The sequence below is a fragment of the Paenibacillus sp. 05T425 genome (genome assembly GCF_056396205.1).
Window position 1 is genome coordinate 79,479 of the sequence record NZ_JBFTLA010000012.1, and the last position, 21,936, is coordinate 101,414.

At 48.8% G+C, this 21,936-nt stretch carries 23 protein-coding genes and 1 other annotated feature; of the genes, 22 read left to right on the forward strand and 1 reads right to left on the reverse strand.

From position 1 onward, the window contains the following. Nucleotides 1-7 precede the first annotated feature (7 nt). The 12 genes from tsaE to AC1DF0_RS24660 all read left to right on the forward strand — a co-directional run bounded on the left by tsaE (nucleotide 8) and on the right by AC1DF0_RS24660 (nucleotide 11,936). Nucleotides 8-496 (forward strand): tRNA (adenosine(37)-N6)-threonylcarbamoyltransferase complex ATPase subunit type 1 TsaE, encoded by a 489-nt coding sequence (gene tsaE, locus AC1DF0_RS24605; protein ID WP_477575712.1) that lies wholly within the window; start codon nucleotides 8-10, stop codon nucleotides 494-496. Next, a complete protein-coding gene (tsaB, locus tag AC1DF0_RS24610) occupies nucleotides 493-1,329 on the forward strand; it encodes a tRNA (adenosine(37)-N6)-threonylcarbamoyltransferase complex dimerization subunit type 1 TsaB (protein ID WP_477575713.1) in 837 nt (278 codons plus the stop codon). Before tsaE ends, tsaB begins: the two co-directional genes overlap by 4 nt. Beyond that, nucleotides 1,326-1,814, forward strand: coding sequence for a ribosomal protein S18-alanine N-acetyltransferase (gene rimI / locus AC1DF0_RS24615; RefSeq protein ID WP_475824436.1), 489 nt, complete (start codon nucleotides 1,326-1,328; stop codon nucleotides 1,812-1,814). The genes tsaB and rimI overlap by 4 nt, the downstream gene beginning before the upstream one ends. Before the next feature lie 2 nt (nucleotides 1,815-1,816). Continuing rightward, nucleotides 1,817-2,878, forward strand: a complete 1,062-nt coding sequence (tsaD, locus tag AC1DF0_RS24620; protein WP_477575714.1) for a tRNA (adenosine(37)-N6)-threonylcarbamoyltransferase complex transferase subunit TsaD — start codon at nucleotides 1,817-1,819, stop codon at nucleotides 2,876-2,878. 466 nt (nucleotides 2,879-3,344) lie between these two features. After that, nucleotides 3,345-3,602, forward strand: a binding site (T-box leader). A gap of 55 nt (nucleotides 3,603-3,657) precedes the next feature. Next, on the forward strand, nucleotides 3,658-5,223 hold the full coding sequence (locus AC1DF0_RS24625) for a 2-isopropylmalate synthase (RefSeq protein ID WP_477575716.1): 1,566 nt from the start codon (nucleotides 3,658-3,660) through the stop codon (nucleotides 5,221-5,223). A 23-nt stretch (nucleotides 5,224-5,246) separates the two neighbouring features. Then, a complete protein-coding gene (locus AC1DF0_RS24630) occupies nucleotides 5,247-6,059 on the forward strand; it encodes a class I SAM-dependent methyltransferase (RefSeq protein ID WP_477575718.1) in 813 nt (270 codons plus the stop codon). Nucleotides 6,060-6,542: 483 nt separating this feature from the next. Further along, nucleotides 6,543-7,328, forward strand: coding sequence for an ABC transporter ATP-binding protein (locus AC1DF0_RS24635; protein WP_477575720.1), 786 nt, complete (start codon nucleotides 6,543-6,545; stop codon nucleotides 7,326-7,328). 23 nt (nucleotides 7,329-7,351) lie between these two features. Beyond that, a complete protein-coding gene (locus AC1DF0_RS24640; protein WP_477575722.1) occupies nucleotides 7,352-7,588 on the forward strand; it encodes a hypothetical protein in 237 nt (78 codons plus the stop codon). A 50-nt stretch (nucleotides 7,589-7,638) separates the two neighbouring features. Next, nucleotides 7,639-8,568: a polyprenyl synthetase family protein gene (locus AC1DF0_RS24645; protein WP_477575724.1), complete on the forward strand. Its 930-nt coding sequence runs from the start codon at nucleotides 7,639-7,641 to the stop codon at nucleotides 8,566-8,568. Nucleotides 8,569-8,695: 127 nt separating this feature from the next. Continuing rightward, on the forward strand, nucleotides 8,696-8,869 hold the full coding sequence (comX, locus tag AC1DF0_RS24650) for a competence pheromone ComX (RefSeq protein ID WP_442051348.1): 174 nt from the start codon (nucleotides 8,696-8,698) through the stop codon (nucleotides 8,867-8,869). Nucleotides 8,870-8,908: 39 nt separating this feature from the next. After that, complete coding sequence (locus tag AC1DF0_RS24655) at nucleotides 8,909-11,308, forward strand: sensor histidine kinase (RefSeq protein ID WP_477575726.1); 2,400 nt, start codon at nucleotides 8,909-8,911, stop codon at nucleotides 11,306-11,308. Then, nucleotides 11,286-11,936, forward strand: coding sequence for a response regulator transcription factor (locus AC1DF0_RS24660; RefSeq protein ID WP_442052064.1), 651 nt, complete (start codon nucleotides 11,286-11,288; stop codon nucleotides 11,934-11,936). Before AC1DF0_RS24655 ends, AC1DF0_RS24660 begins: the two co-directional genes overlap by 23 nt. Before the next feature lie 153 nt (nucleotides 11,937-12,089). Here AC1DF0_RS24660 and AC1DF0_RS24665 read toward each other — a convergent pair whose 3' ends face one another. After that, on the reverse strand, nucleotides 12,090-14,024 hold the full coding sequence (locus AC1DF0_RS24665; RefSeq protein ID WP_477575729.1) for an ABC transporter ATP-binding protein: 1,935 nt from the start codon (nucleotides 14,022-14,024) through the stop codon (nucleotides 12,090-12,092). A gap of 158 nt (nucleotides 14,025-14,182) precedes the next feature. Between AC1DF0_RS24665 and AC1DF0_RS24670 the strand changes: the two genes are divergently transcribed. The 10 genes from AC1DF0_RS24670 (at nucleotide 14,183) to groES (ending at nucleotide 21,928) form a co-directional block, all read left to right on the forward strand. Beyond that, a complete protein-coding gene (locus AC1DF0_RS24670) occupies nucleotides 14,183-14,791 on the forward strand; it encodes a 5-formyltetrahydrofolate cyclo-ligase (protein ID WP_477575731.1) in 609 nt (202 codons plus the stop codon). A gap of 36 nt (nucleotides 14,792-14,827) precedes the next feature. After that, entirely contained in the window at nucleotides 14,828-15,307 is a 480-nt protein-coding gene (gene moaC, locus AC1DF0_RS24675) for a cyclic pyranopterin monophosphate synthase MoaC (protein ID WP_477575931.1), read from the forward strand. A 27-nt stretch (nucleotides 15,308-15,334) separates the two neighbouring features. Further along, entirely contained in the window at nucleotides 15,335-15,829 is a 495-nt protein-coding gene (locus AC1DF0_RS24680) for a MogA/MoaB family molybdenum cofactor biosynthesis protein (RefSeq protein ID WP_477575733.1), read from the forward strand. Continuing rightward, nucleotides 15,826-16,890 (forward strand): molybdopterin-binding protein, encoded by a 1,065-nt coding sequence (locus AC1DF0_RS24685; RefSeq protein WP_477575735.1) that lies wholly within the window; start codon nucleotides 15,826-15,828, stop codon nucleotides 16,888-16,890. The genes AC1DF0_RS24680 and AC1DF0_RS24685 overlap by 4 nt, the downstream gene beginning before the upstream one ends. Nucleotides 16,891-16,980: 90 nt before the next feature. Further along, nucleotides 16,981-17,214 carry a twin-arginine translocase TatA/TatE family subunit gene (locus AC1DF0_RS24690; protein WP_337100962.1) on the forward strand — a complete coding sequence of 78 codons (234 nt, stop codon included), beginning with the start codon at nucleotides 16,981-16,983 and terminating at the stop codon, nucleotides 17,212-17,214. A gap of 79 nt (nucleotides 17,215-17,293) precedes the next feature. Further along, complete coding sequence (gene tatC, locus AC1DF0_RS24695) at nucleotides 17,294-18,103, forward strand: twin-arginine translocase subunit TatC (protein ID WP_477575737.1); 810 nt, start codon at nucleotides 17,294-17,296, stop codon at nucleotides 18,101-18,103. Between the two features lie 135 nt (nucleotides 18,104-18,238). After that, complete coding sequence (locus tag AC1DF0_RS24700; RefSeq protein ID WP_477575740.1) at nucleotides 18,239-19,399, forward strand: YhgE/Pip domain-containing protein; 1,161 nt, start codon at nucleotides 18,239-18,241, stop codon at nucleotides 19,397-19,399. A gap of 36 nt (nucleotides 19,400-19,435) precedes the next feature. Then, nucleotides 19,436-20,029: a TetR family transcriptional regulator gene (locus tag AC1DF0_RS24705; RefSeq protein WP_477575742.1), complete on the forward strand. Its 594-nt coding sequence runs from the start codon at nucleotides 19,436-19,438 to the stop codon at nucleotides 20,027-20,029. A 215-nt stretch (nucleotides 20,030-20,244) separates the two neighbouring features. After that, nucleotides 20,245-21,429: a DUF2264 domain-containing protein gene (locus AC1DF0_RS24710; RefSeq protein WP_477575744.1), complete on the forward strand. Its 1,185-nt coding sequence runs from the start codon at nucleotides 20,245-20,247 to the stop codon at nucleotides 21,427-21,429. A gap of 217 nt (nucleotides 21,430-21,646) precedes the next feature. Further along, the gene (gene groES / locus AC1DF0_RS24715; RefSeq protein ID WP_042170723.1) at nucleotides 21,647-21,928 is read left to right on the forward strand and encodes a co-chaperone GroES; all 282 of its coding nucleotides are present in this window, start codon (nucleotides 21,647-21,649) and stop codon (nucleotides 21,926-21,928) included. Nucleotides 21,929-21,936: the final 8 nt, after the last annotated feature.

The window sequence follows — 21,936 nt, forward strand, 5'->3', positions numbered from 1 at the left end:
GACATCGATGCAGCAAAGGATAGGACAGGGAAGTTGGCTTGCCCATACCGAGCAAGATACAATCAGGCTGGCGGAACAGCTGGCCGCATGGGCGAACCCAGGTACGATGATCGCGCTGGACGGTGATCTGGGCGCGGGCAAGACGAGATTCTCGCAAGCGTTCGCCAAGGCGATCGGAGTTGACGGCGTTGTGAACAGCCCGACCTTTACCATCATTAAGGAATATATGGGGGAAAGCCTCCCTTTTTATCATATGGATGTATACAGGCTGTCAATGGAAGAGGCGGACGAGCTTGGTTTGGACGATTATTTCTACGGCAGCGGCGTGACGATCGTGGAGTGGGCGAGCTTAATTAAAGAACTGTTGCCGCCGGACAGGCTGGAGCTGTTCATTGAACATACTGGCGAGGAATCTAGACGCATCGCATTAACTGGGTATGGTGAGCTGTATGCAGATTGGTGTGAAGCTTTACTTGAGATAGGAGCAAGCGAATGAGATTGGTACAGCAGGATATGAAATCGATCGAAGGGCCTGTCATTGCGTTGGATACGTCGACGGCATCGATGGCAGCAGCGGTTGTTCTTGGCCATAACGTTCTCGGCGAGATACAGTCGTTAGCAGAACGCAACCACTCCGTCCATGTCGTTACGCATCTGAAGCAGCTGCTGGCAAGCTGCGGCGTGAACGAGCAATCGCTGGCCGGCATTGCGGTAGGCAAAGGACCGGGCTCGTATACGGGTATGCGGATCGCCGTGTCCGTCGCCAAGACGCTCGCATGGGTATGGAATAAGCCGCTTATCGGTGTCTCAAGCCTCGAAGCTGTCGCTTATGGCGCATTACAGCATGTCAGCGAATCATCGCAGGCATTGTTGCCTGCTTCCGGCGAGAAATGGGTGCTCCCAATAATGGACGCGAGGCGCGGACAGGTATACACTGCGGGCTTCCGTATGACTGCAGGCGGTGCTTGGGAGCGATGGGAGAATGATGCTGTTAAGCTTATGCACAATTGGGTGGATGACGTTATTGGACGGGCAACTACGGTGACGCAGCAGTCTTCCTCGCCTGTAAGCCAGATATGGCTGGCCGGCGATCTCTCGCAGCACGAAGCGGAAGCAGAACGTCTGCATCAATTAGGAGCGGCGAATGGAATTGAGATCATTAGGCAGCCCTATGTACTAGAAGGGCGCTGGATTGCTTATCTAGGCCAGCAGCTGTTGGCAGCCGGTGTTACTGATGATGTTCACACCTTCGCTCCTAATTATACGCAGCTTACAGAGGCTGAAGTGAAGCTGAAGGCGAAGCAAGCGGAAGAGGGCGTAAAAGGATGAGTGTAGACGTCAATCAATTAGAATTCCGCTTCATGGCGCTTGCCGACATTGCTGCAATTGTGGCGATTGAGGAAGAGGCATTCTCCAGCCCGTGGACGACTGAGGCGTTCACGAATGAGCTGATGAACAATATGTTCGCCAAGTATATGGTCATGGAATTAAGCGGCGAAATTATTGGTTACGGCGGTATGTGGATCATTATGGATGAGGCGCATGTGACGAATATCGCCGTGCGCGATGACTACCGCGGACAAGGTCTGGGAGATCTTCTGCTTGGAGAGCTTCAGCGGACGGCTGTGTTTTTTGGCGCTGCCAAAATGACGCTGGAGGTTCGGGTGTCGAACGAAATTGCGCAGCGACTATACCGAAAGCACGGTTTCGAGCCTTCCGGCATTCGGCCGCGCTACTATTCGGACAACGACGAGGATGCGCTCATTATGTGGGCGGAGCTCGATCGTGAACGGCTGAAGACAGAGGAGCTGTAACAGTGAGTCATCTAGAGAAAAGAACAAGCCTCGTTTCAGAGGATCAGATTATATTAGCCATAGAGACGAGCTGCGATGAGACATCCGTAGCTGTTATTCGTAACGGCAAACATATATTGTCGAATGTCGTATCGAGCCAAATCGACATACATGAGCGTTTCGGCGGCGTCGTTCCGGAGATTGCTTCCCGTAAGCATGTAGAGTCGATTACTGTCATTATGGAGCAGGCCGTCAAAGAGTCAGGCCTGACGCTAAACGATATTTCGGCGATTGCGGTTACCCAAGGTCCTGGCCTTGTCGGTGCATTGCTCGTTGGAATCGTAGCAGCTAAGACACTTGCGATGGCGCTCGATATTCCGCTTATCGGCACGCATCATATTGCCGGACATATCTACGCCAATGAGCTTGTCGCCGAGATGGTATATCCATGCATGGCGCTTGTCGTATCGGGCGGACATACCGAGCTCGTATTGCTGGAGAGCGAAGGCAGCTTCCGAATGATCGGTCGAACGAGAGACGATGCTGTCGGCGAAGCGTATGACAAGGTGGCGAGAGCTTTGCGTTTGCCTTATCCGGGAGGACCTTATATTGACCGTTTGGCAAGCGAAGCGGAGGAGGCTGTCCCGCTTCCGCGCGCATGGCTTGAAGCAGACAGCTATGACTTTAGCTTCAGCGGTCTCAAGTCCGCCGTGCTTGCTGTCATTAACCAGACGAAGATGAAGGGGCTTGAACTGAACGAAGCAGCGCTTGCCCGCGGCTTCCAAGAGTCCGTCATCGAGGTGTTGGTTACGAAGGCGCTGCGTGCGGTTAATCAATATGGTGCCAAGCAGCTGCTGCTTTGCGGCGGTGTAGCCGCTAATCGCGGCTTGCGAACTTCCTTGCAAGCGAAGTGCGAGGCAGACAATGTACCGCTTCTTATTCCGCCGTTGCCGCTTTGCACGGATAATGCAGCCATGATCGGTGCGGCTGCGAGCCTTAAGCTGAAGCGCGGCGAATACAGCGATCTTGATCTGAAAGCCGATCCGGGCTTGTCACTGGAAGAGTGGTCGGTGGGAGCAAGCTAGCTCATTTTTTCTCCAGATCTGAATTGACAGATAACTTACCGAAGCATATAATAAGCAACAAACCTTTAACAACATATTAACAAACGCAAAGATCAGGATTAGTAAAGTTCATCCGGGATCGTTCGTCAGCCTCTAAGGGCGGCGACAACAGAGAGCTGCGGGGCGGTGTGACGCAGTCGATGGAAACTTGAAACTCACCTGGGAGCGGAACAATGGAAGCGCAGGAACGATGCTTTGCTGCATCGATGTACTCGCGTGTACATCGTTACGGTTAACCTCCGTAATGGGGTGCATGGCGTCAACATCCGGAGTTGACCTATGCTTAAGGTGGATATCCACGCTCGACTAGCAGGTCATGTTGTCGGGGAATGGATGTCAACAAGGGTGGTACCGCGCGGGTTATAATAGCCTGTCGTCTCTTGAATATAGAGACGACAGGCTTTTTTTGTTTTCAACAAAATAAAAATTCAACGCAAGGAACAGGAATAGTAGAACGTAAAGCCGGCAAAGCGCAAGAGAGCTGCGGGGAGGTGCAACGCAGTCGAGGCTTAAGGTTCGAAGCTCGCCTGGGAGCGGAACGTCAGAATCGGATGAAGCGGCATGCGGCTTAACCGAATAGGACGTTACGGCTGGCCGCCGATATCGGGCAACGAGCGGGCTTGGATGCGTACATCCAGCCAATTAGAGTGGTACCACGGCAGCTATTAAGTCTGTCGTCTCTTGTATAGAGACGGCGGGCTTTTTTTGTACCCAAAAATCAACTTTAGGAGGTCATTCTCATGACAAACGAAATGAAAAAAATTCAAATTTTCGATACGACTTTAAGAGACGGCGAGCAATCCCCTGGTGCATCTATAGCACCAGAACGCAAAATCATTATCGCAAGACAATTGGCGAAGATGGGCATCGACGTCATTGAGCCGGGTTTTCCTGTCGCAAGCCCAGGCGAGTTTGCTGCCGTGCAGCAAATATCGAGGGATATGCAAAACGTCGAAATAGCAGGCTTTGCACGCGCCGTTAAGGGAGATATTGACGCTGCGGTTAAGGCGACGCAAGATGCAGCGCGCAGAAGGCTGCATTTGTTCATCTCCTCCTCGGATATCCACCTGAACCATCAGCTGCGCAAATCGCGCGACGAGGTTGTGCAGATTGCCCGTGAAATGGTCGCTTACGGCAAGCAGTTCGTAGACGAGATCGAGTTTTCGGCTATGGACTCAACTCGTTCGGGCCGCGATTTCGTTATCCAACTGGTAGAGGCGGTAATTGCCGAAGGAGCCTCCATTATCAACTTGCCTGATACGCTTGGTTATGCAATGCCGGATGAAGTAACAGAGCTGTTCCAGGCGGTACGGAGGCAAGCCAGAGGCGGCGAGACTGTTAGATACAGCGCGCATAACCATAATGACCTGGGACTGGCGGTTGCCAACAGTATAGCCGCTATCAAAGGCGGAGCAACGCAAATCGAGGTAACCGTCAACGGAATTGGCGAGCGCGCAGGCAACTGCTCGTTAGAGGAATTGGTGATGGCGATTGAGACGCGTAAGGATGCATTGCAGGCTGAGACTAACATCCAGGTCAAAGAAATTTACGAATCCTCGCGGTTGGTTAGCCGCGCAATGAACTTTCCTATAGCCTATAACAAGCCGATTGTCGGCCGCAATGCCTTTCAGCATGAATCGGGCATCCATCAGGACGGTTTGCTGAAAAACCGCAGCACCTATGAAATCATGGAGCCCGAGGCAATGGGTATATCTCGCAATATGATCATACTGGGCAAGCATTCCGGGCGTCATGCCATTAAGCATCGGTTATCGGAATATAACATCATATTGACGGATGTCCAGCTGCAGGATGTGTATGACCGATTCAAAGAGAAAGCCGATGAACAGAAGATCGTTACGGATGCCGAGCTGATTCGTATTGCCGGCGATCTGACGCAGACACAGCCAGACCCATACGTGCTAATTGATTTGCAGGTGCAATCGGGCACGCAGCGGTCGCGTACAGCAACGGTAACGATTCGTGAGAATGAAGGAAGCCAGGAGAACGCCTATATGGCGATTGGTTCAGGGCCGGTCGAGGCTGTTATCCAAGCCATTCAACAGGCTATTCCTGTAGCGTCCGAGTTCGAAGACTTGGAGCTGCATTCGTTATCAACAGGTGAGGATGCGTATGGTGAAGCGGTCGTATCCATCATTCATGAAGGGCAGCGATTCCGCGGTACATCTATTCACAAAGATATCATATTGGCAGCGGCCCAGGCTTATATCTCGGCATGCAATCAAGCGGTCATGACGACAGGCAACAGAACGGTCGCAAGAACTAAGGAGCAGAAAGCGAACTGACGAGGCGAAGGGGGCGTATAGGCATGAAGGAAGTCATTGATTATTACAATAGGTTTGATGAATGGGGGCGGTTGGAAAGAGAACCGCTAGAGCTTCGCATTTATTGGCATTATATGAGCCGCTACCTGCCAGCATCCGGCCATGTTTTTGATAACGGCGCCGGACCAGGACAATATGCGCTTAAGCTGGCTCAGCAAGGTTACGAAGTGACGATCAATGATCTTACGCCTCGACTCGTGGAGCAAGCCCGACAGAAGGCAAAGGAGTTGGAAGTGCTACGTAAGTTCAGAGGTTTCCATTCCTTCAATGCAACCGATCTAACAGGACTAGACGATCAGCAATTTGATGCTTCGCTTATGCTCGGCCCCTTATATCACCTTCAGAGGGAAGAGGATCGTTGTCTGGCTGCAACTGAGCTGCATCGCGTTACGCGAAGCGGCGGCTACGTGTTCGTTGCGATGATGACGAGAACGAGACATGTTATGACATCGCTACTGTATCCGCAGTCTTGGAAGCCGAACGATACGATTGAAGGGATTAGAACTTTTCTTGAGACAGGTGTGTTCAACCATCTTGATCAAGGTCGGTTCACAGGTGCTTACTTCTATAAACTCGAGGAAATTGAGCCCTTCATGCAGGACCATGGCTTCCAATGTGTCAAGCTGGTTGGTTCATCAAGCACGGCCGGTATATTCCAACAAGAGCAACTCGATTATTGGCGTAACCAAGGGGATTATGCGTACGATGAGGCTATAAAGCTAATGGCCGAAATGGCGGGTGAACGGAGTATTCTAGGTCTCTCCCCTCATGTGATGTACATTGGCCGGCGGATATAAAAGGATGTTTTCCCAGCGGACAGGGTTATCCACATAGATAAAGCGAATTGTGCATAACCTTTCAAAGCCTTGGTACAACAACGTTTTCGATGAATTGTAAATGTGGGGTAAACGGGGATAGTTTTTTCACAGCCTTGCTGTGGATAATGTGGATAACGTGGACAATTAAGAAGGGAATTGTTAACAGTTACCGTAGAGTGATATTTTTCGTGAAATTATAATATGTCGAAATAGTCGGTATCGACTGAATTAACTAACAATTTATGCAGATATGTGGATAACTATGTGCATAAGTCTAATGGCGTTCGGTATCCAATTTTGGCCTCTGATTTGCGCATTTGTTGCGGAGCGCAAAATTTTTGCGGAAATTACGAGATAGGTTTTCGGTGAAAAATAGAGATGTATACGTTATCTTAAGAGTATGATTTCTATGAAAACGAGCATCTCAAACTGCGCTTAAGCGTGAATGGAGGCCAATCATAAATGGATACGCAGACAGTCATTCAGGTAAGCTCAATAAGCAAGTATTATGGGTCGAACACAGCGGTTGACAATGTATCGTTTCAAGTGAAGAAAGGTGAGCTGTTCGGGATCGTTGGCACGAATGGAGCCGGTAAAACAACGTTGCTCGAAATGTTGATGGGCTTGCGAATGCCTGATTTGGGCACGATTCACGTGCTCGGACGCGATGTTTTGTTTGAGGCGGATTTGCTGAAAGAGGACATTGGCATTCATCTGCAAAGCACGACGTTGATCGATAAAATGAATGTTCGCGAGGCGCTGGAGCTGTTCCAATCCTTTTACAAACGAAAAAATGATCTCGATTTTATTATAAATCAATTCGGTTTAGAGCCTTATGTTGACAAGATGGTCAAGCGTTTATCTGGCGGCTGGAGGCAGCGTACAGCGCTTGCAATTGCACTTGTTAACGATCCTCATATTATATTTCTCGACGAGCCGACGACCGGGCTTGACCCGGCAGCCAAAAGGGATTATTGGTCGCTTCTGCTTGAACTTAAGCGTCAAGGGAAGACCATCGTGGTAGCTTCACATGATATGGAGGAGCTCCAACGCAATTGCGATCGCATTGCCGTCATGCGCAAAGGGGAATTGGTTGCATGTGATAGCCCGCCGGCTCTTATATCCAACTTGCCGGCTGGTGGAATGACAATGGAGGCCGTATATATGCAGTATGCGGTTGAATATAAGAAAGAACAACAACATCATATTACGGATGACAGCATTAGGGCGCTCAATTTGCTTATGTAAACCTCAAGGAGGGCTTTGCGCACATGGATCATGGCGATCACACCAGTAGTCCGTCAGCCCGCAAGACACAGTTATATCAGAAGAGAATGGAGATGATATCGCGTTTAATGAATCGACCAGATGAGGAGGAGAATGACGAACAAATTAAATTAACAGCCGAAGTTTGCAAAGGGAAGAAGAAGGCAGGGATTAGGGAACGTCTATCGAAATCGATTGGGCTTGAAAAATGGTTAAATGTCGTTTATCGTATGTTTACTTAAGAGATTCATAGTATACTTGGTAATAAATTGTATCTCTCGGAGGCAAGCGAATGGTGAACGGCAATACGTTAATAGAACAGCATATGCGGGCCTTAATCGGGCAATATTTTACGGCGGAACCGCTGTTTCATTATGCACTTCGATTTACGGAGGATAAGCTTAGCGAGACGATTAAGTTCGGTCAGTTGACGCTTCTCCACTATCGCATGTTCGGAGGCGCGGATCCTGTTATCTACCAAGCGGCTGCAGCGGTCGAGCTGTTCATATTAGCATCTGATATATTCGATGATTTGCAGGATCAGGATGCTCCGGGAAGAAGCTGGATGCAAGTGCCGCCGCCGATTGCGATTCACGTCGCTACTTCGCTGTTGACGTTGTCGCAGCAGGCGATGCAGAGCTGCATGCTTGACCCGTCCGTGCGACTAGAGCTCGTTGATCTTATGAACAGACAGCTTCTGCAAGCAGCTAATGGACAGATGCTCGATCTGATGGATCATGCTACGGATGAAGAAACGTATTTGGAGACGGTGAAATTGAAGTCCGCCTCGCTGCTGCTGTTCGCTTGTATGACAGGGGTTATTGCCGCAGGCAAGCCCTGGCAGCCGATTGTGGCCGAATATGCAATTGAGATCGGCATTGCCGCACAAATTCGCAATGATCTGCGAGATTTGCTGAGATGGGACGAGAAAAGCGATTTCTTGCAGCGCAAGCGTACGTTATTAACGATGTACATAATAGAGAGCGTAACCGGCGACGATCAATGGATTGCTGATTACTTCGAAGGCTTGCTCAGCAAGCAAGAAGTAGAACGAAGATCAGAGCTGTTCGAAGAGGCATGCGAACGATCGGGAACGCTGTTATACGGGGCGGTCATGAGTCGTATGCACTATAATCGCTTCGAGGAACTGCTGAACTCCATGCAGGAAATAAGTCCTTGGAAAGCAGAGTTTTTGCACATATTGAACGGTGAAATTGCATAAAAACAAATCACGCAAATGCTCTTTCGGTAAATACGAATCATTTTTGCGTTTTCTGTCGAATCTTTTCCTGTTATATTAGAAGTGTGTAATAAAAAATCGATTTTAATAGAGGAACGGAGGAGTTAAAATGTTGAAAGAAACGATTCGTCAGTTGGCAAGCAGTACAGAAAAAATGTCTATGGTTATGGGTGGACAAATGCAATTAGCGGGTGTTTCCGTAGCTGAACAAAAAGCTCTTTTCGGAGAACTGAAAAACAAAAACGATAAAAAAGAAAACTATCGCTTGTCGTTCTGGGTATAAGAAATAAGATATTCTTGTGCAGGCAATGGGGGAAAGAGCATGAAGTCCTACATACCAAATCGAGTCATATTTCTTCTATTCCTGTTGGTTTTAATAACGATATTATCCTACCTTACCATTATTATCGTTCGCGAACCTTTCATAGGCGCAGAAGTTGTAAAAAACGATGACGGACAATTCGTTGTTAAGCTAGTTGAACCTGCCGGACAAGCCGTGTTCAAGGGAATACGTGCMGGAGATCTCATTATTGAGGTTAATGGCGATCCGGCGGGTCAATACAAGAACGTAATTAAGTTCAATTCGATCGAAATGGCCGACACTGTAATCGTTAAGCATTTGGACGGCAATGTTCAGCGCATGACGTTTACTGGCGGCTGGACAGGGGATCACTCCAACTGGGAGCTTCTCATCCAACTCTACATACCGCTTATTTCTTTTTTGCTTTTCTCCGCATTGTCGATATTTCTATATATGAAGCGTAGAAATGATGGCGCGGCGCTTATGCTTATTTTGTTTTTTGTTGTAATAGGCTTAAGCTATTACTCCTCAGCTGCATCCTATCGAAGCGATCGGGTGGGTATCTCTTTTATTTACCTATTGCTGCCATACGTCTCTATTCTATTTATGTTATTCATGAATAAGTATCTCAGCCGGTTCAAGGTTGTGTTCATAGCCAAGAAACATCTGATTATATTGTCGATAATTGCAGCTGTCATAGCTGCATCCTGCCTCATATATGTATGGACGGATCTGATTTCTCAAGATGCGTTTTTTTATGTGAAAATGTTTTACTTTGGCATCATTTTAGTAGGCAACTTTATTATCGTACTGCAATTAGTACGAAAGTTTTTGTTTTATCGGAATTCAAAGCTTATCTCGCTATTTAAGATTACGCTTATGTCTCATCTTGTTGCCTTTACGCCATTTACTACGATGAATTTGCTTCCGCTTTTTGTCGGTGGAGGTCAAATACTGCCTGCAGCTTTCACAGCGCTCTTTCTGTTTGTCCTTCCAATTGTGTATTTTTATTTGTTGACCTCCAATCAACTATTCGATATCGACTTTATCCTAACAAGGTTTAAATATTATACGTTGCTTGCGATTGTGCCCTCGATGGCCATTGCTGCCGCATTGTTGTTTATCGTGAGCAATACTAGCTACCATTCAACATGGAGCAGCGGATTGGTTATGTTTGTCGTTATCTATACCGGTATGACGTTGTTCTTGTACATGAAGGAACAAATTGACCATCGTTATCGTCCCAAGCTTTTCAAAGCGATGTACAGTTATCAAGATAGTCTTGATCGCTTCTCCCGCAAAATTGCTCGTGTAATGAAGCAAGCCGACTTAGAAGAAATCTTGAAGCAGGAGATCAATGAGCTTCTGCCGGTAAGCGGCATTCATTTCTTGCTCGTCGATTACTCGGAAAACGCCGTATATCCAATAGGCGAAACGCCCGAGGAGCTTATTACGGGAGAGTTTCTGTTAGGGGCGTCATACTCTATGCAGGTTGGCGAGTTGATAGATCTTCCTTACGGACTGGGATTAGTTATCGGACGTCAGCGGACCCGCTATCATATTTTGTGGATCGGCATGAAGACGAATCATACGAGATTCAACTCGGATGAGCTGCGTTGGTTGAAGACGATGTCCAACTACGCAAGCATTGTTTTCGAAAATCTGTATTTAATTGAAGGCTTGATCGAGGATTTGGAATCGGAACTTAAGAAGGAGCATAACACTTCTCCTTGGGTACTGCGCCTCTTATTCTGTCTGTCCGAAAACGAGCGTCGGAAGCTTGCCGCCGATCTGCATGACTCCGCGCTGCAGGATCAGCTTCTATGGTATCGCAAGCTGGAAGCGATTATGATGGATCATCCAATGACGGATACGCTCGAGACGGAGCTGCAGGATATTAAGGAAGGCTTGCTCGACGTTATTCATCAAATTCGGGAAACGTGCAATGAGCTTCGTCCTCCTCTTCTGAAGGAAATGGGGGTTATTGAGGCGGTTGAATCCATTATTGAGCTTACGCAGATGCGCGTAAACTTCGCGGTTGATTTCCGAGCGAAGCCATTCGACCGTCCGCTTAATGAAGAGCAGATTACTGCTATTTACAGAATCGTACAAGAGCTACTACGGAATGCGGGCAAGCACTCCAATGCTAAGCTCATTCGGCTTGAGCTGGAAATGAAGCATGACATGATTTATTTCAGATATAAAGATGATGGAATTGGAATGGATGTCAATCAGATGATTGCGACATTCGAGCATATGGGGCTATCCGGCATCAAAGAGAGAGTGACGAGCCTTGAAGGCGACATCACCTTCCATTCGCAGCGGGGAAGAGGCCTCGAAGTAATTATTTTGATACCGGAGAAAATGACCTCTGGGCTGTCGGAAATGGGGATTTCGCGTGATTCGTATCTTATTAGTTGACGACCATCCTTCTGTAGGCGAAGGGACAAAAACGATGATTGAGCAAGACCCCGACATGGAAGTAACGGTCGTTCTCTCAGCGATAGAAGCGCTTGATATGATTCAAACGAAAAGCTTCGACTTGATTTTGTGCGACTTGAACATGCCGGGAATAAGCGGGCTGGAATTAACGAAGCGGTTAATACAGCAGGATGCTGAACGGAAAGTCATTATTTATACCGGTTATGAGATCGGAACGCACTTTAACTTGTTAATCGAGTCAGGAGTATCTGGGTTTATCTCGAAGACGATATCGAGGGAGCAATTACATAATGCGATTCGTTGTGCGATGCGGGGTGACGCGGTCATTCCAATCTCGCTTCTGAAGCAGCTGCGAAGGAACGAGATTAAGCTTGAACGTCCGGAGCTGTCGATCGAGGATGTATCGATTAATGAGAAGGAGCAAACGATCCTGCACGAGGTTGCGACGGGCGTCAGCAATAAGGAGCTTGCCGCAATGCTGCACGTGAGCCAACGCAACGTTGAATATCAGCTTTCTAAAATATTCGAGAAGCTAAGCGTTCGTTCACGTTCAGAAGCGATCAAAGAGGCGCAACGCTTAGGCTTAATAAGCTTGGAGCAGTATTAAGAAGAAGCCGGTTAGACATGAGTTATTCATGTCCAGCCGGCTTCTTGGTTTGTATGTGGGCTGTGGGTTCAATTATATTCGATAACCATTGCATCGTTTGCTCAGATAATGGATGGCTGAAATGCTGCATGAAACGATTCCTCCGTTTCGTAGCTACATATATTTCTCCCATTCATCATATGCGCTTGATAGAGCGGTCTTGTGCTTCTCAATCTCGGCTTGTATCTCCTGAATGCGAACATAATCGTTAAAAATAGCCGGATCAGCCAACTTCTCTTCCCATTCAGCGATCTGCTGCTCCTCGGAAGCGATATCTTGCTCGAGCTGTTCAAGCTTCCGCTGGCGGCTTCGCTCTTCTCGCTTCGCTTGCTTGTCTGCCTCATACGAGGTAACGGGAGCATTGTCAATTGCTGCCGATTTGGAGGCGTTTGTGGCTTGCTTCGCTAACGCTTCAAGGCGAGCTTCCTCGATCTCGGCTTTTTTCTCTATCATATCGTCATAATTTCCTAGGAAATGATCTGTACCGCTCGGATTTAATTCGACAATTCGCTCGGCCATCTTATTTAGGAAGTAACGGTCATGGGAGATGAATAGCAGCGTGCCTTCGTAATCCATAAGCGCTGCTTCAAGCACCTCTTTACTGAACAAGTCCAAATGGTTGGTAGGCTCATCGAGAATAAGCACATTCGCTTGCGCGAGCATAAGCTTGGCTAGCGAAACTCGTGCCTTCTCTCCGCCGCTTAGTGACGAGACCCGCTTCAATACATCTTCACCGCTGAACAGGAAGTTGCCTAGTACAGTGCGAATACGTGCTTCTTCCATGTGAGAATAGGCGCTCCACACTTCTTCCAAGACGGTGTTGCTTCCGTTCAGACGTGTATGCTCTTGATCGTAATAGCCGATCTTCACGTTTGTCCCCCATCGCACGGTACCGCTGGAAGGCTCGTTCTGTCCGACAAGAACTTTAAGCAATGTTGATTTGCCGATCCCGTTCGGTCCAATCAAGGCAACCGTTTCGCTGCGGGAGAGCTGGAAGGAGACGTTATTGAATAGCGGCTTCGGTTGTCCAGGAAATGTAACCGACAAGCCGCTGACGTCAAGTACGTCCTTGCCGGTCATTCGCTCGATCTCGAAGCTGAAGTGGGCTTTCTTCAAGTCACCCATCGGCTTGTCGAGGCGATCCATCTTTTCCAGTGCTTTGCGTCTGCTCTGCGCTCGCTTTGTCGTAGAAGCCCGTACGATATTTTTTTGTATGAATTGCTCCAACTTGGAAATCTCGTCCTGCTGCTTCTCAAATTGCTTCATATTACTCTCATAATCGGCAGCCTTCAGCTCCATGTAGCGGCTGTAATTGCCTGTATAGCGCTTAGAGACATGCCGCTCGATTTCAATGATGGTCTGGGCGAGCGCATCAAGGAAATAGCGGTCATGGGAGACAACGACAATTGCGCCTGAGTATCCGCGCAGGTAACCCTCAAGCCATGTCAACGTTTCGATGTCCAAGTAGTTCGTTGGTTCATCGAGCATTAGTAGATCAGGTGCTTGCAATAGAATACGGGCAAGCGCGAGCCTCGTCTTCTGTCCGCCGCTTAATGTAGCGATTCGCGTATCAGGCGGAAACTGTCCGAAGCCCATCCCGTGCAGTACGCTGTTAATGCGTGTGTTGATCTCGAATCCGCCTTGCTCGCGGAACCAGTCCGAACGCTTCGCATATCTCTCAAGCGTGTCAGCATATCGCTTCTCATCGTCATGCAAGGCAGGATCGGCAATCTTCACTTCGAGATCGCGCAGCTCCTGCTCAGCCTCCAGCAGGTGAGAGAAGACAGCCCTCATCTCGGCTTCGATGGTTCGATCCGTGTTAAGACCGCTATTTTGCGCTAAGTAACCGATTCTGGTTTCTTTCGCTTTATGAATATCGCCGGAATCGGGAGTGATCTCGCCGGCAATAATTTTTAACAATGTCGACTTGCCTGCACCGTTGACACCGACGAGTCCGATACGTTCGCGCTCCAGCACTTGCATTGAAATATTGGATAGTACGACGTCAACGCCGTAGCTCTTCGTTATATTGGATACTTGCAGCAGCATCTTGAAACCTCCAGCCAATAATTGCATCAGAATTTGTTGCTTGCCATCCTCTCTAGTTTACCATAAATGGGCGCTTCCATTGGCGAAAGTTGTATAAGAGTGGTAAACTAAATTAAATGGAAGCATATGACGGGACATAGAGTAGGTGGTCTGCCCTTATGGAGGATAAGGAACGGAATGGGAAGCAGGCTATCCGCTCGGAAATGACGCGAATACGGAATGGACTAGCCGAGGAAGAGCGGAGAGCTTGGTCGCTCGCGGCTAGCGGACACGCAGCGGCGTATTTGGAAGCGAGCTCGTTGGAAGCGTTTATGGCGTATGTATCCTTCCGCAGCGAATTGGATCTTTCATCTCTTATCGAGTGGGGCTGGGAGAAGGGGATGGAAGTGATCGTTCCCAAGTGTAATACTGCCGATCGCTCCATGACGCTCTATCGACTCAAGAACTGGGATCAATTGAAGCCTGGCGAATATGGAATTATGGAACCGGACCCGCTTGCAGCCGAGGAGCTTAATCCTAAGCGGATGCCGCAGGTCGTCTTTGTACCAGGTATTGCTTTCGATCTGAACGGCGGCAGAATGGGTTACGGAGGCGGCTATTATGATCGGTTTGCTGCGAAGCTATATGATGCTGGGGGAGCTGCTCATCGTGTTCAGTGGATAGGAGCCTCGTTCGAAGCCCAATTGGTAGAGGAATTGATGCTTGAGCCGCATGATATTCGTATGAATGGAATATTGACGCAGCGTCAGCTATATTTGACAATATAGGAAGCAGAAGAGTATGGATAGAAGGAGCGAATAGTGGTGGAGCTGACTCACTTTAACGAACAAGGCCGCGCGCGCATGGTGGATATATCGGATAAGGAAGTTACGGCTCGCTCGGCAACAGCAAGTACGCTGGTGAAGATGAATCCGGACACATTATCGCGCATCAAAGCAGGAACAATCGGCAAAGGCGATGTCCTTGCTGTTGCTCAGGTGGCAGCGGTTATGGCTGCTAAGAAAACATCAGACTGGATACCGATGTGCCATCCGCTTCCGCTAACAGGCGTGAATATTGTATTCACTGATAATGGATCGGATGAGCTTTATATAGAAGGAACAGTTAAGACGACAGGTAAGACAGGCGTTGAGATGGAGGCACTAACTGCAGTATCTGCGGCTGCGCTGACGGTGTACGATATGTGCAAAGCACTTCAGAAGGATATGATAATCGGGCCGACACAGCTCGTTGCGAAGAGCGGCGGCAAGAGCGGCGATTACCGAATATCAACAAACCTGTAATCGGACTTGGGATGGGAGGAATGGCAGATGCGTTGGAAGGTAGCCATACTGACGGCAAGCGACAAAGGTTCGCGCGGGGAACGCGAGGATACGAGCGCACAAGTGATTCGCGAACTTATCGAAGAAGAGCTTGGTGGGGAAATCGTCGATTATCGAATCGTTCCAGATGAGCAGGATGAAATTATGGCCGCTATTATCGAAATGACGGAATATTTCCATGCGGATCTCGTGCTTACGACAGGCGGTACTGGCCTTGCCGCAAGAGATATTACGCCGGAGGCGACGATGAAGGTGATCGATCGTGTCGTGCCGGGACTTGCTGAAGCTATGCGAATGGGCGCTTTGCAGAAGACGAGACGAGCGATGCTCTCGCGAGGTGTATGCGGCATTCGCKGCAACTCCTTAATCGTAAACTTGCCCGGCAGTCCGAAGGGTGTACATGAGAGTTTGATGGCGATTATGGATCAATTGCCGCATGCATTGGACATTTTGTCGGGAAGACTTGGTGATCATAGAGCATGAGCAATACGAACGATAACTTGGAAATAACGACTTCATCTACATCATTGGTTCAATCGACGAGGCTGAGGGAAGTGTCGGTGTACGATGCGATCGGCTTGCGACTTGCGCATGATCTAACGCAGATTATCCCTGGCCAGTTCAAGGGAAGGTTATTCAAGAAAGGCCATCTGGTGACGGAGGCTGATATTCCTAAGCTGCTCGACATTGGCAAAGAGCATATTTACATCATGGAGCTTGGCGATAATGATCTCCATGAGGATGATGCTGCCATACGGATGGCCAAAGCGCTTTACGGTGAAGGAATAGTACTTAATGAGCCGCATGAGGGCAAGGTCAGCATGAAGGCGAGCGCTCAGGGACTTGTTCATATTGATCGTTCAATTGTGGATGCGATTAATCGTCTTGGCGATATCGCGCTGGCTACGGTGAAGACGAATACGGTTGCTGAACCTGGCAGGCAGTTGGCGGCAACGAGAGCGATTCCTCTGTATGTTCCGAAAGCGAAGGTGGAGGAAGTTGAACGAATGGCGGAAGAATACAGGGCAACACATGATGGCGCCGCTCCCATCCGTGTGCGTCCGCTTCGTTCATTAAAGGCGGGATTGCTTACGACGGGCGGAGAAGTGTTCAGTGGACGAATCGAGGACAAATTCGGTCCAGCCGTTAAGAGCAAGCTGGAGGCACTCGGATCAGAAGTTGCAGAACAGCGCTTCGCCCCTGATGATCGACAAATAATTGTCAAGGAAATACACTACTTGCTGGGCAAGCGGTATGATATGATACTAGTAACAGGCGGAATGTCGGTTGATCCAGATGATCGAACGCCAGGCGCGATTAAGGAAGCCGGTGCTCACATTGTCAGCTACGGAACGCCGATGCTGCCAGGCTCCATGCTATTGATCGGCTATTTGGACGACGTGCCGATTATGGGACTGCCAGGCTGCGTTATGCATGATCCTTATACATCATTCGATGTACTGCTGCCTCGTATTCTCGCTGGAGATACGATTGTGCAGGACGACATTGTAGATATGGGGTACGGAGGGCTATACGGCTGTTAAAGCGAGCCTCGCATTGTTTTGCCATACAAAGCTAGGTAATAATTGTGAGATCGCAACTGCTAATTACGTAATTGTATAGGAGGTTTTGGAATGTCAGGCATAGGTGCAACAGGTATTATATTGCTCGTTCTTGTCGCGTTGCTGCTGTTCGGTCCTAACAAGCTGCCAGAGCTTGGACGGGCATTCGGACGGACGCTGCGCGAGTTCAAGGCAGGAGCAAAGGACATCATGGAAGACGATGATCGTAAGGACAAGGATACGAATCGTGTTGAAGTGAATCGGGTAGACAATTTGGAGAAGAACAATAAGCGGCTTCCGGACTGACCGGGCCCGCTTTTTTGTTGAAATATGAAATTAGATAAGCATGATCTAGGCAGTTCTTGCGGAATGGAGGATAAAGCAGATGGGATCGGATCAAAACAGTTCGTCGGAGCAAAAGTCGCGCAAGCAGCTTATTCGTGAAGAAGGGCTTATGCCGCTGCTTGGACATCTCGGCGAACTGCGCAAACGTATCGTATACATACTGATTGCCCTTACGTTAGGACTTGTTGTAGGACTGCTGCTGGCTCAACGGGTCTATAACTTCCTAATGAGCCAGAAGCCTGCGAATACGATATCGCTTCATACGTTCTCGTTATGGGACGGTATCGGCATGTACATGAAGTTTGCTTTCGTAATAGCGTTAATCATTGCGTTGCCGATTATTGCTTACCAGCTATGGGCGTTCGTGAAGCCAGCGCTGCATGAGCATGAGCAGAGATCGACCTTAAAATATGTGCCGTTCGCGCTCATTATGTTTTTGATCGGACTCGCCTTTTCGTACTTTGTTGTATTTCCGCTCGCCTTCAACTTTACAAGAAGCGTATCGGAGCATTTGAATCTGGAAGAAACATATGGCATTGCTCAATACTTTACGTTTATGTTCAACATTCTAATACCGATCTCGTTACTATTCGAGCTGCCGCTCGTCATTATGTTCCTGACAGCGATTCGGCTGCTTAATCCGAAGCGGCTGCGCAAGATGCGCCGCGTCGCTTACTTTATTATGATCTTCATTGGCGTAACCGTGACGCCGCCGGATTTCATTTCGGACGTATTGGTCGCCATACCGTTAATATTGCTGTATGAAGTCAGCGTTATTCTGTCAGGCTTTGTGTATCGCAAGCAACAGGATAAGGATGCAAGATGGGAAGCGGAGTTTGGACAAGGTTAGCTATGATGCCAAAGGGAAGAAGAAGGTGACCAAACCTTCTTCTTTTTTTTATGGTTGACAGAAAATAAATTCGGCAGTATTATTTAAACAGTTGTTTAAAACGAATGTTTAACATAGACAGAGGAGTGGATAGGAATGGGAACAGCAATAAAGGCATTTATGAAACGGCCTACGACGATCGTGGGTATTGTCACAGCTTTGATGTTTCAAATTATTTTTTCGGTCATTTGGATGACCGGCTATAACGGTGTAACGGATCGCGTGGATCAGCTTCGTATTGCGGTTGTTAACGAGGATGCGCAGTTCGGACAGCAGATTGCTGCTAATTTGGTGAAGGAGCTGCCGTTCGACATGGTTCAGCTCGATAATCTCGATGAAGCGAAGGAACAGCTTGACGCACGCGATCTTCAAATGATTGTGTACGTTMCAGCCGACTTCTCGCAGAAAGCTTCTGCGCAAGGCGAGCAGGCTTCGGTGCAATACTTGCTGAATGAGTCGAATCCGGCTCTAATTAAAAGCATTATGAGCGGAGCGGCTGCGCAGATTACTTCGGAGGTCAACACACAAGCCGTGACGGCAGGACTGCAAAATGTACTAGGAAGCTTGAACATGCCACAAGAGCAAGCTACGGCTGCAGCAGCGAGCTTGTCACAACGAGTCGTATCCGATATTCAATCGACAAATGTGGTACAAGGGATGAACAATCAGATGGTTCCGATGATGATGGTTCTTGCATCATACGTGGGTGCGATGATTATGGGGATGAATTTAGAGCAATCCTCGATGGCCGTAAGCGGCCAACTAAGCAGATGGAAACGTTTCGGCGCGCGCAGCATCATTAATATTGCGGCTGCATTCTTCGTATCTCTCGTAGGCGCTTCCCTACTAGTCGCTCTTGGGGGGCAAATCGAACAAGGTTTCCTGCTGCTATGGCTCTTCGAGTTCGTATTCCTGCTTACCTTCATGTTCGTGTCCCAAATGTTCCTGTACTTGTTCGGAATGGCCGGCATGCTGTTCAACATTATGCTGCTATCGGCACAGCTTGTATCGTCCGGAGCGATCGTTCCGCGGGAGCTGCTATCTGATTTCTACACGGGCTTGGGCAGTGCGCTGCCTGCTACCTACGCAGTCGATGGCAATATGAATTTGCTCTTCGGCGGCCCGGCGGTCGGCTCAGATATTATTAGCTTGCTCATTATCGCAGTCATAGCCGTTGCTATTAGCGTTTCCGCGGTGGCGGTTAAACGTCGTCAGCCTGCTCCGCAGCCAACGGCTGCCATTGCAAGCCACAAATAATAATTAGCTAAAGAACAGCTTTGACGGAGGAACGCCATGTCAAACTTGGATAGCGATATAAAAGTAAGAATCTTGCATGCAGCCAAGAAGCTGTTCGCCGAGAACGGCTTCGAGGGTACGTCAGTAAGGCAAATCTGCGAAGCGGCTGGCGCTAATGTAGCGCTTGTATCGTATCATTTTGGAGGCAAGGAGAATGTGTTCGCTGCCTTGTTCGAAAACTTTTTCCCTAATGATAAAATACGCATCTTGCAGGCCGAGCAGATCGAACCGGTCGCTGGCGTCCGGCTGCTTATCCGTGAGGTAACGCTTTACCGCCAGGCCGAGCCCGAGCTCATCCGCATCGTTCAACAGGAGATTGTACTCAACACGCCAAGGATCAAGAAGATTCGTGAGCATGTGATGCCGATGTGGGAACAGTTGCGCATTTGGTTAGAGCAGGGCCGTGAACAAGGCAAGTTCGAATTCCGTTCATTGGATACCGTGCTAATGTCGATTGTCGGTACGCTTCTATTTCACCGCGATAATGAGTATTGGACAGTGCTGCAGGGTCAAGAACGAGACTCTATAGAGATGATGATTGAAGATATGACAGCATTCATTATGAACGGATTGCAATGCCGCTCGGAATAGTACGTTGTCACAATGGAAGCCGCAGACGATGAATACATCGTGATGCGGCTTTTATTTGCTGCAATCCAATTTTGGTAGAGTAGATGGATCGTCGATTAATAGGAAATAGAGTATAATTTAGCACATAACAACTTATTCGTACTTAGACGTGCAGACATAGAGAGAGCAAGGTGATTGCCATGTTAAACCAGGCTGAAAGGAGAGTCGGGTATAGGATGCGAAGCGGCAAAACGATTCACGATGAGGTGGAAGACCGGGATTATTGGCTGGAGCAGCTTGATGCGATTGGAGGCCCTGTGCTGGAGGCGCTGGCAGAACGTCGATTAAAGCTGGCTATGCCGATTGAAACGAGCAGCGGAACGGCGGAATCCGTGTTAGAAAGGGGCAAGTATTCGCATTTGGAGGCGTTTGGCCGCTTGCTGTCCGGTATTGCGCCATGGCTGGAGAACGGAGAGCGATATGGAGCGGAAGGAGAGCTGCGTGAACGTTATGTAGAGCTGTCCAGGGCGGGATTGGATGCGGCAACCGATCCGTTATCGCCCGACTATATGAATTTCGGGGACGGCTTGCAGCCGATCGTCGATGCGGCATTTCTTGCGCAAGCGCTGCTTCGTTCACGTAAGGAGCTATTGGGGGCGCTTGAGCCGCGCGTGAAGAATAATGTTGTTCATGCGCTTAAGCTGACGCGATCAAGGAAACCTGTGTTCAGCAACTGGCTGTTATTCGCGGCTACCATTGAATCAGCGTTATATGCGCTCGGCGAAACCGATTGGGATCATATGCGCGTCGATTACGCGTTGAAGCAGCATGAGCAATGGTATCTAGGCGACGGCGTATATGGAGACGGGCCTGAGTTCCACTTTGATTATTATAACAGCTTCGTGATTCAGCCCATGCTTGTCGATGTCTTGGCCGCCGTGGGCGATACGTATGAAGAGTGGAGCTCGATGCGGGATGCGGTTCATATACGGGCACGTCGATTCGCCGAGGTGCAGGAGCGGTTAATAGCGCCGGACGGTACGTATCCGCCGATTGGCAGATCGCTTGCTTATCGTTTCGGTGCGTTCCACAGTCTTGCGCAGAGTGCTCTGCGCGATGATCTGCCTGCCGGACTCGCTCCAGCCCAAGTTCGCAGTGCGCTAACGGCCGTCATACGGCGTACGTTTGAGCTGCCGGGCAACTTCTCGGAGGAAGGCTGGCTGACCATCGGCTTCTGCGGGCATCAGCCTGGAGTTGGCGAACATTATATTTCCACTGGCAGCGTTTATTTGTGCGCAGCTGTATTTCTCCCGCTTGGCTTGCCTGCCGATCATCCGTTCTGGAGCGGGCTAGCACAGGACTGGACGTCGAGAAAGGCGTGGTCAGGCATGTCTTTTCCAATCGATAAAGCAATCAAATAAATAGCACATTAAATGCGAAGGATTAGGATAAGCTAAGAAGTAGGCTTGCCGACCTTGTCTGTACATAATCAGGACTTATGAATTTATCGCAAAATAGTCTCAAGCACTTGAAATCAGATCTGAAAATGAGTATGATAAAATGGATTGTTAGCACTTCATGCTTACGAGTGCTAACGAAATACCAATAAGCGACAAATTTAGAAGGAGGCTATTTTCAATGATTAAACCTTTGGGTGAACGCGTATTGATCGAACCGATCGCGAAGGAAGAAACGACTGCTAGCGGAATCGTATTGCCGGACTCGGCAAAAGAGAAGCCGCAAGAAGGCAAAGTGGTGGCAGTTGGCAGCGGCACGCTTAAGGACGGCGTTCGCGTTGCATTGGAAGTTAAAGAAGGCGATCGCGTTCTGTTCTCCAAATACGCAGGAACAGAAATCAAATACGAAGGCAAAGAGTATTTGATTATGAAAGAAAGCGACATTCACGCTATTTTTGGATAAGCTGCCCG

Bases quoted from the DNA above. Each gene is read 5' to 3' on its own strand.
- AC1DF0_RS24630 (WP_477575718.1), top strand. From the start codon at position 5,247: ATGAAGGAAGTCATTGATTATTACAATAGGTTTGATGAATGGGGGCGG.
- AC1DF0_RS24710 (WP_477575744.1), top strand. From the start codon at position 20,245: ATGCGAAGCGGCAAAACGATTCACGATGAGGTGGAAGACCGGGATTAT.
- rimI (WP_475824436.1), top strand. From the start codon at position 1,326: ATGAGTGTAGACGTCAATCAATTAGAATTCCGCTTCATGGCGCTTGCC.
- AC1DF0_RS24670 (WP_477575731.1), top strand. From the start codon at position 14,183: ATGGAGGATAAGGAACGGAATGGGAAGCAGGCTATCCGCTCGGAAATG.
- comX (WP_442051348.1), top strand. From the start codon at position 8,696: ATGTTGAAAGAAACGATTCGTCAGTTGGCAAGCAGTACAGAAAAAATG.
- AC1DF0_RS24690 (WP_337100962.1), top strand. From the start codon at position 16,981: ATGTCAGGCATAGGTGCAACAGGTATTATATTGCTCGTTCTTGTCGCG.
- AC1DF0_RS24625 (WP_477575716.1), top strand. From the start codon at position 3,658: ATGACAAACGAAATGAAAAAAATTCAAATTTTCGATACGACTTTAAGA.
- AC1DF0_RS24640 (WP_477575722.1), top strand. From the start codon at position 7,352: ATGGATCATGGCGATCACACCAGTAGTCCGTCAGCCCGCAAGACACAG.
- AC1DF0_RS24635 (WP_477575720.1), top strand. From the start codon at position 6,543: ATGGATACGCAGACAGTCATTCAGGTAAGCTCAATAAGCAAGTATTAT.
- AC1DF0_RS24705 (WP_477575742.1), top strand. From the start codon at position 19,436: ATGTCAAACTTGGATAGCGATATAAAAGTAAGAATCTTGCATGCAGCC.
- AC1DF0_RS24685 (WP_477575735.1), top strand. From the start codon at position 15,826: ATGAGCAATACGAACGATAACTTGGAAATAACGACTTCATCTACATCA.
- tatC (WP_477575737.1), top strand. From the start codon at position 17,294: ATGGGATCGGATCAAAACAGTTCGTCGGAGCAAAAGTCGCGCAAGCAG.
- AC1DF0_RS24665 (WP_477575729.1), bottom strand. From the start codon at position 14,024: ATGCTGCTGCAAGTATCCAATATAACGAAGAGCTACGGCGTTGACGTC.
- AC1DF0_RS24645 (WP_477575724.1), top strand. From the start codon at position 7,639: ATGGTGAACGGCAATACGTTAATAGAACAGCATATGCGGGCCTTAATC.
- groES (WP_042170723.1), top strand. From the start codon at position 21,647: ATGATTAAACCTTTGGGTGAACGCGTATTGATCGAACCGATCGCGAAG.
- tsaB (WP_477575713.1), top strand. From the start codon at position 493: ATGAGATTGGTACAGCAGGATATGAAATCGATCGAAGGGCCTGTCATT.
- tsaE (WP_477575712.1), top strand. From the start codon at position 8: ATGCAGCAAAGGATAGGACAGGGAAGTTGGCTTGCCCATACCGAGCAA.